The sequence below is a fragment of the Litoribacter ruber genome, from assembly GCF_018500185.1.
In the GTDB taxonomy this organism is placed as follows: Bacteria; Bacteroidota; Bacteroidia; order Cytophagales; family Cyclobacteriaceae; genus Litoribacter; species Litoribacter ruber.
Window position 1 is genome coordinate 52,328 of record NZ_JAHBGI010000002.1, and the last position, 13,657, is coordinate 65,984.

At 44.3% G+C, this 13,657-nt stretch carries 13 protein-coding genes and 2 pseudogenes; 6 read left to right on the forward strand and 9 right to left on the reverse strand.

Going from position 1 to position 13,657, the window contains the following annotated elements:
• The first annotated feature begins 2 nt into the window (after positions 1 to 2).
• The 3 genes from KIH41_RS02475 (at position 3) to KIH41_RS02485 (ending at position 1,759) form a co-directional block, all read left to right on the forward strand.
• On the forward strand, positions 3 to 716 hold the full coding sequence (locus tag KIH41_RS02475) for an AbiU2 domain-containing protein (protein WP_214161407.1): 714 nt from the start codon (positions 3 to 5) through the stop codon (positions 714 to 716).
• 212 nt (positions 717 to 928) lie between these two features.
• The gene (locus KIH41_RS02480; RefSeq protein ID WP_214161408.1) at positions 929 to 1,216 is read left to right on the forward strand and encodes a helix-turn-helix domain-containing protein; all 288 of its coding nucleotides are present in this window, start codon (positions 929 to 931) and stop codon (positions 1,214 to 1,216) included.
• Between the two features lie 99 nt (positions 1,217 to 1,315).
• Complete coding sequence (locus tag KIH41_RS02485; RefSeq protein ID WP_214161409.1) at positions 1,316 to 1,759, forward strand: CHY zinc finger protein; 444 nt, start codon at positions 1,316 to 1,318, stop codon at positions 1,757 to 1,759.
• 1,002 nt (positions 1,760 to 2,761) lie between these two features.
• Here KIH41_RS02485 and KIH41_RS18100 read toward each other — a convergent pair.
• The 3 genes and pseudogenes from KIH41_RS18100 to KIH41_RS02495 all read right to left on the reverse strand — a co-directional run.
• A pseudogene (locus KIH41_RS18100) lies at positions 2,762 to 2,992 on the reverse strand (GxxExxY protein); the annotation flags it as partial.
• Between the two features lie 38 nt (positions 2,993 to 3,030).
• Positions 3,031 to 3,153: a GxxExxY protein gene (locus KIH41_RS18105; protein WP_246538913.1), complete on the reverse strand. Its 123-nt coding sequence runs from the start codon at positions 3,151 to 3,153 to the stop codon at positions 3,031 to 3,033.
• Between the two features lie 200 nt (positions 3,154 to 3,353).
• A pseudogene (locus KIH41_RS02495) lies at positions 3,354 to 3,674 on the reverse strand (energy transducer TonB); the annotation flags it as partial.
• 1,771 nt (positions 3,675 to 5,445) lie between these two features.
• Here KIH41_RS02495 and KIH41_RS02500 point away from each other — a divergent pair.
• Together KIH41_RS02500 and treF are read left to right on the forward strand one after the other, a co-directional pair.
• On the forward strand, positions 5,446 to 7,311 hold the full coding sequence (locus KIH41_RS02500; protein WP_214161410.1) for a PLP-dependent aminotransferase family protein: 1,866 nt from the start codon (positions 5,446 to 5,448) through the stop codon (positions 7,309 to 7,311).
• 282 nt (positions 7,312 to 7,593) lie between these two features.
• Positions 7,594 to 9,129 (forward strand): alpha,alpha-trehalase TreF, encoded by a 1,536-nt coding sequence (gene treF / locus KIH41_RS02505; RefSeq protein ID WP_246538915.1) that lies wholly within the window; start codon positions 7,594 to 7,596, stop codon positions 9,127 to 9,129.
• A 106-nt stretch (positions 9,130 to 9,235) separates the two neighbouring features.
• On the opposite strand, the gene KIH41_RS02510 is transcribed toward treF, so the two are convergent.
• The 6 genes from KIH41_RS02510 to KIH41_RS02535 all read right to left on the reverse strand — a co-directional run bounded on the left by KIH41_RS02510 (position 9,236) and on the right by KIH41_RS02535 (position 12,580).
• Positions 9,236 to 9,583 (reverse strand): hypothetical protein, encoded by a 348-nt coding sequence (locus KIH41_RS02510; protein WP_214161411.1) that lies wholly within the window; start codon positions 9,581 to 9,583, stop codon positions 9,236 to 9,238.
• A 117-nt stretch (positions 9,584 to 9,700) separates the two neighbouring features.
• Entirely contained in the window at positions 9,701 to 10,771 is a 1,071-nt protein-coding gene (locus KIH41_RS02515) for a 6-bladed beta-propeller (protein WP_214161412.1), read from the reverse strand.
• Positions 10,772 to 10,843: 72 nt separating this feature from the next.
• Complete coding sequence (locus KIH41_RS18110; RefSeq protein ID WP_214161661.1) at positions 10,844 to 11,089, reverse strand: nucleotidyltransferase family protein; 246 nt, start codon at positions 11,087 to 11,089, stop codon at positions 10,844 to 10,846.
• The gene (locus tag KIH41_RS02525; protein ID WP_214161413.1) at positions 11,086 to 11,880 is read right to left on the reverse strand and encodes a hypothetical protein; all 795 of its coding nucleotides are present in this window, start codon (positions 11,878 to 11,880) and stop codon (positions 11,086 to 11,088) included. The genes KIH41_RS18110 and KIH41_RS02525 overlap by 4 nt, the downstream gene beginning before the upstream one ends.
• Positions 11,880 to 12,095: a hypothetical protein gene (locus KIH41_RS02530; RefSeq protein WP_213946648.1), complete on the reverse strand. Its 216-nt coding sequence runs from the start codon at positions 12,093 to 12,095 to the stop codon at positions 11,880 to 11,882. Before KIH41_RS02530 ends, KIH41_RS02525 begins: the two co-directional genes overlap by 1 nt.
• An 83-nt stretch (positions 12,096 to 12,178) precedes the next feature.
• Entirely contained in the window at positions 12,179 to 12,580 is a 402-nt protein-coding gene (locus tag KIH41_RS02535; protein WP_214161414.1) for a helix-turn-helix domain-containing protein, read from the reverse strand.
• A 209-nt stretch (positions 12,581 to 12,789) separates the two neighbouring features.
• Between KIH41_RS02535 and KIH41_RS02540 the strand changes: the two genes are divergently transcribed.
• The gene (locus KIH41_RS02540; protein WP_213946646.1) at positions 12,790 to 13,059 is read left to right on the forward strand and encodes a hypothetical protein; all 270 of its coding nucleotides are present in this window, start codon (positions 12,790 to 12,792) and stop codon (positions 13,057 to 13,059) included.
• Positions 13,060 to 13,657: the final 598 nt, after the last annotated feature.

Genomic DNA, 13,657 nt, shown 5'->3' on the forward strand with positions numbered 1-13,657 from the left:
TTATGGATTTAAAAGACGCGATAGAAAAAGGAATTGCGAGTGACCTCTTCCTAAGCCAGCGGCATTACTTTGTGTATAGGTCCATTGGGGAACATTATAATCTTCTGGATTCACTGGAAAAATCTTCCGATCAGGAATTGATGGGGTATCTGCAATCTTCGGCCCAGGATCTTTGTGTTTTGCATCTTGCGAAAGTTTATGATAATGCCCATTCAAAATATAAAATCAGGTCAATTAAAGGACTACTACAAGAAGCTTTCAAATTGCAATTGACCGATGTAATCCATCTAAAATATGCCGATAATATTCATTGCTTAGGCAAATTATCAGACTACAATCTTGATTGGGACGGGACAATACCCCAAATAGATTTACTGAGATATTTAAAAGCCGTCCTGGATTCAGAGGTTATAGAGTCCAAAGTTAAAAACCTTAAATTTGCTAGAAACAAATACATTGCACATAATGAACATAACCTATCAGATCCCGGGCTTGATTCTTTTTGGGATGATGTAAGGTTTCTTCAGGATATCGCATCCCTTTACTTGCGAATAATCGGTAGGCATTTTTTAGGATCTGAATATTTCCAGTTTGAAGCAAGGGGAAATGATCACGTTCATTTTGGATTATTTTCTAGTGTTTGGTGGGTTTACGAGCAGCTAGAAAGAGTTTTAGGAAAAGAAGACCTGGTGTATTGGTGGAATGGAGATGATTAATTTTCCTTCAACTTAGAAGCGGGCACATTCTGTCCATTCGCTTTTTTGGTTCATTCCAAGGTTTTCCATAAATCAAAAAAGCCTTTAACGCTCCAAGTCAAAGCAGTCGAGAAATCAGTACGATTAAGAGGGTGTTCCTGAAAGTGCAGGCTTAGGACATAACTGTAAACCATTTGGCTACTAAGGAAATGTGAAAGTCAAGCCTATCCGAAATGAAAGACCGGTATATCGGGCAGGAGGGAACTCCTGAGCGGGATGCCTATGAGTACGAACTTAGAATGGAGGTGCTGGGCAAAATGATAAAGACTGCCCGGAAAGAGCGGAATTTGACCCAAGAGCAGTTGGGCAAACTCGTCGGGGTACAGAAATCACAAATATCCAAATTGGAAAGTAGTGCAAACAGTGCAACCATCGGCACTATTTTAAAAGTGTTCAAAGCATTAAAAGCAGAAATAAACTTTCATGTAAAAATTGAAGACAATTTTGTAAAACTGGCCTAGAGAATTTATGCTGTAATTCTTGAATTTCTGGTTGAAAGAGCGGGCTTCTCTTAATTTTTGTATTTTTGCTCTCATTAAACATTTAGCCCAACCTACCCCATGAATAAAACCCTTTTCACTCTTCTTTTCCTGTTCCTTTTTTCCATAGGCAATGCTTTTGCCCAGGAAAAGGAACCTGAAGTATTCAACCTGGTCAAAATCGGGGATGTCAATGTCTTCGGCAAATCGGTCGACAACCATACCCGCTGTGTGCACTGGCACTCGGCACTGGATATCATCGCCATCAAATTCAAATGCTGCGACAAATATTATCCCTGTTTTTCCTGTCATGAGGAGGAGGCCGACCATGAGCATGAGGTGTGGCCGAAGGATGAGTTTGATGAAAAGGCGATCCTGTGTGGGGCATGCGGGCATGAGCTGAGTATAAGGGAGTATATGGATTCGGAGAATACGTGTCCTAAATGCGAGGCGAGTTTTAACCCGGGGTGTAGTAATCATTATCATTTGTACTTTGATGTAGCCACAAAGGCGGGAAGGCGCTAAGTTTTAGGGAAGAAGGTTTTTGGCCACTAAGGCGCAAAGGCGCTAAGTTTTTAGGGAAGAAGGTTTTGGGCCACTAAGGCGCAAGGGGCGCTAAGTTTTTAGGGAAGAAGGTTTTGAGCCACTAAGGCGCGGAGGCGCTAAGTTTTTAGGGGAGAAGGTTTTTGGCCACTAAGGCGCCAGGGGCGCTAAGTTTTTAGGGTAGAAGGTTTTGGGCCACTAAGGCGCAAGGGGCGCTCAGTTTTTTAGGGGAGAAGGGTTTTGGCCACTAAGGCGCAAGGGGCGCTAAGTTTGTAGGGAAGAAGGTTTTGAGCCACTAAGGCGCGGAGGCGCTAAGTTTTTAGGGGAGAAGGGTTTTGGCCACTAAGGCGCAAGGGGCGCTAAGTTTGTAGGGAAGAAGGTTTTGAGCCACTAAGGCGCGGAGGCGCTAAGTTTTTAGGGGAGAAGGGTTTTGGCCACTAAGGCGCAAGGGGCGCTAAGTTTTTAGGGGAGAAGGTTTTGGGCCACTAAGGCGCGGAGGCGCTAAGTTTTTTATGGAAGAAGGTTTTTGGCCACTAAGGCGCAAGGGGCGCTTGTTTTAGGGGAGAAGGTTTTGGGCCACTAAGGCGCGGAGGCGCTATGTTTTTTCTGGAAGAAGGTTTTTGGCCACTAAGGCGCGGAGGCGCTATGTTTTTTCTGGAAGAAGGTTTTTGGCCACTAAGGCGCGGAGGCGCTATGTTTTTTCTGGAAGAAGGTTTTTGGCCACTAAGGCGCGGAGGCGCTATGTTTTTTCTGGAAGAAGGTTTTTGGCCACTAAGGCGCGGAGGCGCTATGTTTTTTCTGGAAGAAGGTTTTTGGCCACTAAGGCGCGGAGGCGCTATGTTTTTTCTGGAAGAAGGTTTTTGGCCACTAAGGCGCTAGGGGCGCTAAGTTTTTAGGGAAGAAGGTTTTGAGCCACTAAGGCGCGAAGACCCAAAGTTTTTTTTTTCTCTTTGTGCCTTAGGGTCTTAGTGGCCAGTAAAAAAATCACCTCTTAAATCTTCTGATACCATTTTTGATTAGGGGAACTTTGAAATTTATGAGGTAGCCCAGGTTAAGGTTTGTAAGTTTTAGGTGACTGATGATCTGGGCTTCCCAGACGGGATTTACAGCGTCTACAGCTTTCAATTCCACAATAACTGAATCTTCGACCAGCAAATCCAATCTTAAGCCCTCGTCGAAACTAATCCCATCATATACAATGGGGATTGTCACCTGCCTTTTTACATTAAATCCGACTTTATTTAATTCATGGGCTAGGCAAACTTCATAACCCTTTCTAAAAGTCCAGGGCCAAGTTTTACGTGAATATTGTAAGCAGCGTTTACAATCGCTTTTCCAATTTTTTCCTCTTTTTCGGTTAAATCCAAAAATTCCATACCAAGATTTTAAAAAATAAATAAAAAAATAACTTGCTAACAGTGAGTCAATTTAGTGAAAAAAATATTGTGATATATAAATGCGGAAAGTTTTTTATTGCCACTAAGGCGCGAAGGCACTAAGTTTTTATTCTTTGCCACTAAGGCGCGAAGACGCTAAGGATTTCTTTTGCGCCTTCGGGCCTTTGTGGCAGGTTTTTTTAAGCTTCCGGCAATTGAAACTTGATGGGAACGCGCATCCGTACGTTTACGGTTTGGTCTCGTTGTTTGCCGGGCTCCCAGTCGGGGGCGTTTTTGACGACTCTCATGGCTTCCTCATCGCAGCCTCCGCCTATTCCTCTGAGGATTTCCACTCCCTGTATGGAGCCATCCACTTCCACTACAAAGGATAAATAAACTGTTCCCTCTATTCCATCCTGCTTTGCCTTGTCGGGGTAGATCAGGTTTTGGCTGAGGTAGGCGATCCATGCCTCATATCCTCCGTTAGGTACGGGTGGGGTTTCCACCAAATCAAATACTTCCCCCGAGGAGGCGCGCAGGGCCAGTTCACCACTCACATCCTCTTCAAGGATCAGTTCATGGTCCTCATCAGGCGCACAGGAGAAGACCAACATAAGGGTTGCAACCAAGGCTATCCCAAATAAACAGCTACGTTTGGCCAAGGCATTCTTTTCAGTTGTAAGCATCATCATGATTTGTTTTTTGGTTAGTGATTATTTTAAAAAGGTACTTAATTGTCTGTAATCGAGTATTTAATGCCCCGAAAGGATTCTTGAGCAATTCTTAACTAAAGATATAAAAATATTTTTACTTTTACTACTTAAAGTTTAGGTTTTATTGAGAAGGATTTGAAGGGTTTAGCCACAAAGGCGCGGAGGCGCTAAGGTTTTAAGGGGAGAAGAGGTTTTTTTGGCCACAAAGGCGCGGAGGCGCAAAGTTTTTTAGGGGAGAAGAGGTTTTTTGGCCACCAAGGCGCGGAGGCGCTAAGGTGTAAGGGGAGAAGAGGTTTTTTTGGCCACCAAGGCGCGGAGGCCCTAAGGTTTAAGGGGAGAAGAGGTTTTTTTTGCCACAAAGGCGCGGAGGCGCTAAGGTTTAAGGGGTGAAGAGGTTTTTTTGGCCACAAAGGCGCGGAGGCGCTAAGTTTTTTAGGGGAGAAGAGGTTTTTTGGCCACAAAGGCGCGGAGGCGCTAAGGTTTAAGGGGAGAAGAGGTTTTTTTGGCCACCAAAGCGCGGAGGCCCTAAAGTTTAAAGGGAAAAGATGTTTTTTTGGCCACAAAGGCGCGGAGGCGCGAAGTTTTTTAGGGGAGAAGAGTTTTTTTGGCCACCAAGGCGCGGAGGCGCGAAGGTTTAAGGGGAGAAGAGGTTTTTTGGCCACCAAAGCGCGGAGGCGCTAAGGTTTAAGGGGAGAAGAGGATTTTTTGGCCACCAAGGCGCGGAGGCCCTACGGTTTAAGGGGAGAAGAGGTTTTTTTGGCCACCAAAGCGCGGAGGCCCTAAAGTTTAAAGGGAAAAGATGTTTTTTTGGCCACAAAGGCGCGGAGGCGCTAAGGTTTAAGGGGAGAAGAGGTTTTTTTGGCCACCAAGGCGCGGAGGCCCTAAGGTTTAAGGGGAGAAGAGGTTTTTTTGGCCACAATGGCGCGGAGGCGCTAAGGTTTAAGGGGAGAAGAGGTTTTATTGGCCACCAAGGCGCGGAGGCCCTAAGGTATAAGGGGAGAAGAGGTTTTTTTGGCCACAATGGCGCGGAGGCGCTAAGGTTTAAGGGGAGAAGAGGTTTTATTGGCCACCAAGGCGCGGAGGCCCTAAGGTATAAGGGGAGAAGAGGTTTTTTTGGCCACAAAGGCGCGGAGGCGCTAAGTTTTTTAGGGAAGAAGAGGTTTTTTTGGCCACAAAGGCGCGGGGGCGCTAAGTTTTTAGGGAAGAAGGTTTTGGGCCACTAAGACGCAAGGGCGCTAAGTTTTTTAGGGAAGAAGGTTTTGGGCCACTAAGGCACGGAGGCACTAAGTTTTTTAGGGAAGAGGGTTTTAGCCATGGAGGCGCGGAGGTGCTAAGTATTTTTAGGGAATAAAGTTTTAGCCACGAAGGTGAGTAGTTTCTAAGTTATTATCTTTGTTTTTGGAATATCCATAATGTTGCCAGGGCACTTAGAAAAATATAAATGAGGGGTTGTAGGTCCCAAGTTAGCAGGTTAGCACCTTAGGTGCTGAAAAATATAAAGTGGTGCCTTTGCCTTAAATCCTACATAGAGACTTGGCGCCTTCGTGGCCAATTTATTAGAATTCTTTAATTTATTAAAATGAATAAAAAAGTACTAAACTATATTGAGAATGTGCTGGCCAATATGCCGGAGGAATGGTTGAGCCTGACTACGCATAGGCTGGATATTTATAATGAGGGGTTGGCGAAGACGGAATTTCTGGAGGGGTTGGAGGGTCTTTTCCATTCCGATATTTCCGATAAGTCAGCGCTCAGCGAATTGCCTACCGCCTTTGATTATATCCGACTCGGGCATCCGCTGTCCTGCATAATGGAGTGGGGGATTGGGCAGGTGAACGGGTTGAAGGCGGATAATGTCATCAGCTTTTCCTCCAGGACAGTGCCTGTTTTGGCCATCCTAAGGAAAAACCTTATGCTCGGCAGAGACACCCAAATCTATTATACCGGAGCGTTGCCCGATTTTTTTGATGCGGATGCCGTCAGACAGGTTTATGGTTATACCTTTGACTTGAACCCGGTTCAAAGCCTTATGGATGTAACTTCCACTGAGGAAACAACTGTTTTTATCGCCAATGGTGACAATGGGCTTTTGACTGAGCAAGCGGGGATGGTAAAGATGTCTGAAACGGTTGATTTTTACATCAGCGATCAAGGAAAGCTTGGAAGTCTGCTGTTGGTAAACGGTGAGAAAAATGAAAGCTATATTTCGGAAATCCAGCACGTGAGAAGGAGGGAGACCATCTCCATGACGCCAGTGAACTCTCTGATTGCCCTGCAGCAGTTGATCGGCAAGCCTGTTTCCCAAGATCCGGGAAGGAATGTTGATGCCCAGAAAACAGCCATTCAAAATTTGGTCAACGAAATTACCGCCACGGATGCTAAGCCGCTTTTCGGTTCGAGTGGCCTTTCCATGCAGTATGCCATCATGATGGGGTTGGTGCATGATGCGCTGGTGAACCATCCCGGAAAAGGGATCAGGTTTATCGTGCCGCCAAACTGTTACGGGGGCACCAATGACCAGGCCAGGAGAGTAGAAGCCTGCATTGATAACGTCAAGGTGCTGGATCTGCCTGTGGATGGGGACAACAACATGGTGCAGAGCATAGACCGTGTGCTTGCCCAGGTGGCAAGCGATGATGCCGTGCCTTATATCATTGCCGAGATCCCGACCAATCCAAGGGTAGAGGTTCCCGATCTGGACAAGCTCCGAGCTGCCCTGAGCCAAGAACGCAGGACAGCTGCTGGCGCGACTGCCATTGATCCGGTGTTTATCCTGGATCAGACCTTCTGTCCAAATGTACAGTTCCTGAGTGAGGAAGGGATTTTTTCAGAGATCAGGGCCATTTCCTATGTGAGTGGATCCAAATTTCCGAGTGGTGGCAAGGTTACGGCCGGATATTGTGTAGCCAACCGGAAAGCCGAGGCACTGCTAGAAAAAATCGAAAAGCATTTGATTCTTTGTGACAACGAGGCTACCGCACTTCAGGTGGAGTTGCTGGCCGAGCAGCTCCCATCCATGAACCAAAGGATAGCGGATGCTTATAAGAATACCAGGGAATATGTGAATTTTATCCGGGAGGTGTTGCCTCAAGCGAAGATCAATTTTGTTTCAGAGAAATTGGCGGAGGAAGGGTTTACACCATCCGTATTCTCCCTAGACCTGCCGACTATGGGCAGCACCCACGAGGAAAGGGAGATTTATAAGCGGGCGCTCAACCTGAAGCTGATCAGCCGCATGATCGGGGAAATCCCGAACGAGGGCAAGTACTGTGTGAGTTACGGGCAACTGAAAGGCTGCTATTGGACCATTCCGGCCACTTCCACCCAGGGGACGACCAAGGAAGGAGACAAGGATTATATCGTGAGGGTGGCTTTATCGGGTAATATGGATATGGAGCTGCATAAGCGGGTGTTTATGGATTTTGTGAAGGAGGAGGTTAGGTAACCACAGAGGACCAGAGGTTTAAATTTCACCGCGAAGGGCGCTGAGGGGCGCGAAGGATGAGTAGGAGGTAAGTGGTTGAAAATAAGTAGCCACAAAGGCGCCAGGGCGCAAAGATTTTATTGTAGAAAATAACCACAGAGGACCAGAGGAACAGAGATTTAAATTTTACCGGGAAGGGCGCTGAGGGGCGCGAAGGATGGGTAAGTTAGGGACGCGTATACCCAAATTTGGTAGGGAAAGATGGGTTTTAAAACCATGGGGGAGGTTTTGGGTTATAATCTAATGAATTCTACCAAAGACCCTCAAGTTTATAGTACTGTGCCGGCCATATTGCCCCCAGACCAGTTGTTTGGACCTTTGTTTCATGATGTCCAGATGAATGAAGTTTTTGACGATTCCATCACTTTTGCAGACTGCTTTCCCAAGCGGGCCCCGGAGGAAATCCTGAGTCTGTACGAAATGGAGAAGCATAAGAAGGACTTCAACCTGCGGGATTTTGTGGAAGAGTATTTCGATATTCCCGCCAAGGTGGAGACGGATTATGATAGTGACCAGCAGCTTCCAGTAACCAAACATATTGAAAAACTGTGGCCGCTTCTGACTCGGGAATCCCAAACGAATTGCTCCATGCTGCCCCTGCCCATGCCCTATGTGGTGCCGGGTGGGAGGTTTAGGGGCTTGTATTACTGGGACAGTTATTTTACCATGCTGGGGTTGCAGTGCAGCGGGGAGCATGAACTGATCCGGCATATGGTGGAAAACTTTGCCCACCTGATTGATGCCTATGGGCATATCCCCAATGCCAACCGGAGTTATTACATGTCCCGTTCACAGCCCCCGTTTTTTGCCAAGATGGTGCGGCTATTATCAGAGATTGACGGGGATGACATTTTGACCAAGTACCTGCCCCACATGCAAAAAGAGTACAACTACTGGATGGATGGGTATTTTCGACTTTCGGAACGAGAGACCAATTTTCGAAGGGTGATGCATATGCCGGACGGGAGTGTTCTGAACCGGTATTTTGACGACTTGCCTGCGCCGCGTCCGGAATCCTATGTGGAAGATGTGAATATGGCCCACAGCTGCGCCCCTTATGGCATCAAACCTGGTGAACTTTACCGGCATATCCGGGCAGCCTGTGAATCGGGTTGGGATTTCAGCTGCCGGTGGTTCAGGGAGGAAACAAAAATGGAGACCATTCACACCACTGAGATAATTCCCGTGGATCTCAACTGTCTGCTATACGACCTGGAGTTGACGCTATGTGATGCTTATGAGCACTACAAATATCCCGAGACTGCCGTATATTTTAGGGAAAAGGCCAATAAGCGGAAAAAGGGAATAATGGAAAACCTGTGGAGTGAGTCTAAAAAGTTCTTTATGGATTTTGATACCACTTCGAGCAAGTCTACCAAAATCATGTCCTTGGCCGGGGTGTTTCCGCTTTTCTTCAAAATGGCCACCGAGGAGCAGGCGGGGCATGTTCACCAGCATATCAAGGAAAGCTTTTTGAAAAAGGGTGGGGTTGTGGCAACCCTCCATGAAAGCGGTCAACAGTGGGATTCGCCAAATGGCTGGGCCCCCATGCAGTATATGACCTATGTGGCCTTGAGGAATTATGGGTTTGATGAAACCGCCGAGGAACTGAGAAGCCGATGGATTGCTATTAATGAGCAGGTCTTCAAGGAGACGGGCAAGATGATGGAGAAGTACAATGTGGTCGATCCCGAAGAATCCGCCGGTGGGGGAGAGTATCCCAATCAGGATGGCTTTGGGTGGACGAATGGGATTTATTTGTGGTTTAAGAATCAGTAATTATTAGCCACTAAGGCGCAAAGACGCTAAGGAGATTTAACCTGCCAGGTTTTTTTTGGAATTTTGAATTGAATCTGGCAGGTTTTAAAGGGCGGAATTGTGCTGGTTAGAAAAAGTCGTCATCATCGTCAAACAGGCCTCCTAGTCTATTCAGGTTGAGTTTTACGGGCTTGACATGGAAGACTATGCATGGTCCATAAACGTCATTGGGGCCAACATCACCCCATTCAATTCTCTTGACTTTTACCGATTCCAAAATAAACCCTTGTATATCATCCAACACAGCTGCTACATGATCTGGTACAAAGGGCCTGATGTTCACATAATCGCCTTTTGCCGGCAGTTGAACCTGTTTCCAAGTCATTGGAAACTCTTCCATCAAATGAGTCTGATAGTCTTCGGGAATTTGTTTAAATACGGATTCCCCAAACGTTAATCTGAAAAAAATATCCATAGGTTAAAAGTTTATGGAAATGAAAATATGGAAAAAATAGGGAATTACCAAATATGAGGGTATAGGACGTATATTTCACCGAAGTGCCCTTGAATTTTCCATAATTTTTTTTTTCAATTAATTATGGGAAGATGTTATGCAATATAACAAAATCAATGGATTTTTCTCCTCAGTTCCCGACTCATTCCTTAGTATAGAGTAAAATACATCCCCATCCAATGGTTTTGGAATAATTTCTTCGGTCAAATCCCTATCAAATAGTTGTCTTAAATGAATTATGGGGTGTTGGTTTTCTAAGTCAATTATTACGTGATAGGAACGATTATCATATCCAACACGCAAAAACACGAAGCTATTAGACATAACAACATGGTTTATGCCCAGTTGATGTGAATCGTCAAATCCAGTGAATTGAAGTGTATATTCTGGAACCAGTTGATAACCCTCCTTTTTAAAGATCGTATCAGTAGCATTATGCGACGATATATCTCCTCGAATAATTGGCTTGTAAAACAAGTCTACATTATTTACCCGACTTAAAATCCTTGGGATTGGATGGATAATTGTATAATTTGAATTATAACCGTAAAGTGGCTTTTCCCATTGTTTGACTTCAAGCGTTTTGGGTTCAATTAGGCTTACCAGCACCTGTCGAGGTTTCTCTTTATTACCATTAATCGTCTCCTGAATTACCGAAAGGGTGTCATCGTTTTCGTAAAAGGAAATCGGGTGCCCTTGCAATTTTTGACTTGAGAAGCTAAGGTCTCCCTCAAGGTCATAGGAAATCACTATCCTTTTCTGCCAATCTGCCACAAGCACGATATTTTCCTTCAAATGAATGGCATAGGGCATAATATATTCATCAGGACCTTCTCCCATCTTCCCGATTTTCCGGAGAAGATTACCTTGGTTGTCAAATTTTAAAAGCCCTTGTTTTCTGTCTAGCAAGAGGAAAAAGTTCTGCGCGAAGACCATATCCTGGATTGCCGAAATAGGGGGATTTTCTGTAGCCTCAAGGTTTATAGTGTCAAGAATTTCAATTTGTAATTCCGGTGAATCGCTAAGCAAAAAGTCTCTTTGGATCTCTATGGTCTTTTTAGACACTTGGACATCCGAAATGTCTTTATCTCCACAATTCTGCAACAAAAAAACTAGAAAAATGAATAGGGAAAGCTTGATGTTCCTCATTTTCAATATTTTAAAACATGTAAGATGAATTTACCTAGCTCACTGGCTACAACTCAATTAGGCATGAATAGCTTAGGCTGCAAACAAATCTACTTTGGACTGGTAAACCTCCTCTTTTAGAATTGGGTTCTTTAGTGATTTACTTGAGACAAGATCTACTTTTCTATTAAGAATTTTTTGAAGTTGATCTAATAAAGAGAAGTAATTGTCCGCATGGTCCAAAACATCAATATCATCAGAAAACTCAACAAGAAAATCGATATCGCTGCCATCATGTAAAGTATTTTTTTTTTGAGGAGGGGTGAGGGGATAGCTTATTTGATCTTTGCAGAATAGTAATGTTTAAACCATTCGGGGACTTCTTCATTTTTAATTTCAGTCCAAACCTTTTCCCCCTTGGCATTGAGTTTAAATTGAGCAAATAAATTGTGTTCTATGGATTCTTTTGAGTTGTCGAAAAAATAAGCTTGGTAACAATATTGGGAGGCTTCGTAAAGTAGCTCCATTGAGCGGTAATAACGTGAAATGATTTTACCTTCAGGCACATCATGTCCTTTTTGCGGAACCCGTACTTGTTTTACACGGTGGACATTGATTGTGGGGTCTTCGGTAGAAACAAAATATAAATAGACTTTATAGCCCTGCTCTTTTGCCTGTTTGATAATTTCTACTTTTCCAGGATGGGAAAATACCGTCTCGAAGGAAAGTTTTTTTCTTTCTTTTAATAGCTTTTTTCTAAAGTAATCAGCGATTATTTGAGCAATTCTTTCATAAGGTGAATCATCTACTTGTCCTGCTACTTTTTTAAGAATAGAAATTTTATTCTTAGAGAATTTAATATAACTGCTGAATCGCGAATAAGGGAAATCAGCATTGATTAATCCTGACCCCTGTACTATATCTTGAAACTCTTTTCTATTCAACTCTATTTCAAGCGAAGATAAATTAACACCATTAGAAAATAGTTGTTGTGCAATGTCATCGGCATTTACATAGATGCCAAAGTCAAGCTTTCTTCCAGCATGGACTTCTGTACTTCTTATAGCCTTGATTATTGAAGTTTTGCCAGATCCATTTGGTCCGGCAAATATCCTCATTCTTTTTTCCATTAATCCAACACCACTTTTAGATGTTCGGATCCATGGCTAATTTGCTTTAATTTTACTATTGTCCCGTCTTGATATTTTTTGACCACCCAGCCATCATGGGCAATTACTACATACCCGTTGATCTCCATGGCTTTTTTGGCACCTTCTTTAAATGCTTTGGCGGATTTTCTCTGTACCAATCTGCTACTTATATATTTTAAATCTTTTTTGCTCATATTCTTTCCCCTTATTGGGGCCTTTATGATTTTTTAACGTGGCAAACTATAGTCCTGTTCCCAAAATTTTAATCTTATTTGATTCATTTGTCGGCTTGACCACTTTTCACCATCCTTTCCAACAACTCTACCTTCTCCTTCTCCGCAAGTAATAGTCGCTCGTAAAGCTCAACAATTTTGTCCACCGGGTTAAAAGTACATCCATAATTTAGAGAAGAGGCATTATCATGATAAGTGTTTCCCATGATGTTAAAAACAGCCTCTTCCGAAAAAGCCTTTATCGCCTCCTTTTTCACCCCCAGCACCTTTGCGACTTGCTCGAGGCGGTCCTCTTCGATTTCGGCAGATTGTTCGAGTTTGGAGACGGCTTGCTGGCTTATGCCGAGTTCGGCGGCCAATGTGTCCTGCTTCATACCGCGGAGCTCGCGGATGCGGGAGATTTTTCTGCCTATGTGCATGGTCGGGATCGGGGCGGTGTTTTCCATAACTAAAGTTAGATCAAAATTTGGTAAATCGGAAAAAGGAGGCAAAAAAAGGACACAGAGTTTAAAAGAGTCTGGGAAAAGAGTTTCACAGAGATTCTTTATATCAGTAAAATACAATTTGGTATTTGTAACCCACAACCTCCATGGTTTTATACCCCACGTTTGTCTTTCGAAATTAGTGTCATTCATAACCGCAAAAACTATAATATATGACACAAGTAAAAGCACTTATTTTATCCAATATACATAACTCCACTATTGCATTTAATGGAGATGTGGTGCATAATCAAGGGGTTGATTATGACGAATTGTTGGCTCTTTTGCTCGCTTATGCGAGCCACAGCCGTGAACTATACCATTTGGTAAATGCGGAATGGGATGATGAGGAGGCCCAAGTTAAGGAATTGAGCCGGTTGCTGGAAGAAGGAAGGAATTTGGAGGGGAGAGTGCGGGAAATCGGTGGGCTCCCTCACCCCTAAATCCCCTCTCCCTGAGGGAGAGGGGACTTTTTAATCAGGGTGCTTTGGGAGTCAGAGACTCCTGACTCATCGTGCGCAAGTCGGAGACTTGGCACAACGGTTTGGTGCCATTTGAAAAGTACAACGGATTCTTGGATTTTAGCCAAACACTAACGAACCTATGGGACACCTATGGAACACCCATGGGACATCCCTTACACATCTATGGATTGTACATGGGGGAATGTTGCCGAACACTTGGGAGAGGGTAGGGAGTACCATTGGGGACTGGGTTTCTTAAATACCTACCGGTTAGTGGATATGTTGAATCTTAAGCATTGCAAGAATATAAATCTAGATTAGGGATCAGCAAGGCATAAAACTTCTCTTCTAAATATCTCTCTCTAAAGCTGAAAGTCCCGGGGAGTCGGAGACTCCTGACTCATGGTGCGCAAGTCGGAGACTTGGCACAACGGAAAAAATAGGTCACAAAGGGCACAAAGTTAAAAGAAGTCGCACAAAGGCTTCTTCGCGGAATGTAAAGGGACATAACTTGTCCCGACGCTTTTTGCGGATAGCGTGTGTACAAGTCGGAGACTTGGGGCAACGGCGGCTTGGC

Bases quoted from the DNA above. Each gene is read 5' to 3' on its own strand.
- KIH41_RS02475 (WP_214161407.1), top strand. From the start codon at position 3: ATGGATTTAAAAGACGCGATAGAAAAAGGAATTGCGAGTGACCTCTTC.
- KIH41_RS02480 (WP_214161408.1), top strand. From the start codon at position 929: ATGAAAGACCGGTATATCGGGCAGGAGGGAACTCCTGAGCGGGATGCC.
- KIH41_RS02485 (WP_214161409.1), top strand. From the start codon at position 1,316: ATGAATAAAACCCTTTTCACTCTTCTTTTCCTGTTCCTTTTTTCCATA.
- KIH41_RS18105 (WP_246538913.1), bottom strand. From the start codon at position 3,153: ATGGAATTTTTGGATTTAACCGAAAAAGAGGAAAAAATTGGAAAAGCG.
- KIH41_RS02500 (WP_214161410.1), top strand. From the start codon at position 5,446: ATGAATAAAAAAGTACTAAACTATATTGAGAATGTGCTGGCCAATATG.
- treF (WP_246538915.1), top strand. From the start codon at position 7,594: ATGAATTCTACCAAAGACCCTCAAGTTTATAGTACTGTGCCGGCCATA.
- KIH41_RS02510 (WP_214161411.1), bottom strand. From the start codon at position 9,583: ATGGATATTTTTTTCAGATTAACGTTTGGGGAATCCGTATTTAAACAA.
- KIH41_RS02515 (WP_214161412.1), bottom strand. From the start codon at position 10,771: ATGAGGAACATCAAGCTTTCCCTATTCATTTTTCTAGTTTTTTTGTTG.
- KIH41_RS02525 (WP_214161413.1), bottom strand. From the start codon at position 11,880: ATGGAAAAAAGAATGAGGATATTTGCCGGACCAAATGGATCTGGCAAA.
- KIH41_RS02530 (WP_213946648.1), bottom strand. From the start codon at position 12,095: ATGAGCAAAAAAGATTTAAAATATATAAGTAGCAGATTGGTACAGAGA.
- KIH41_RS02535 (WP_214161414.1), bottom strand. From the start codon at position 12,580: ATGGAAAACACCGCCCCGATCCCGACCATGCACATAGGCAGAAAAATC.
- KIH41_RS02540 (WP_213946646.1), top strand. From the start codon at position 12,790: ATGACACAAGTAAAAGCACTTATTTTATCCAATATACATAACTCCACT.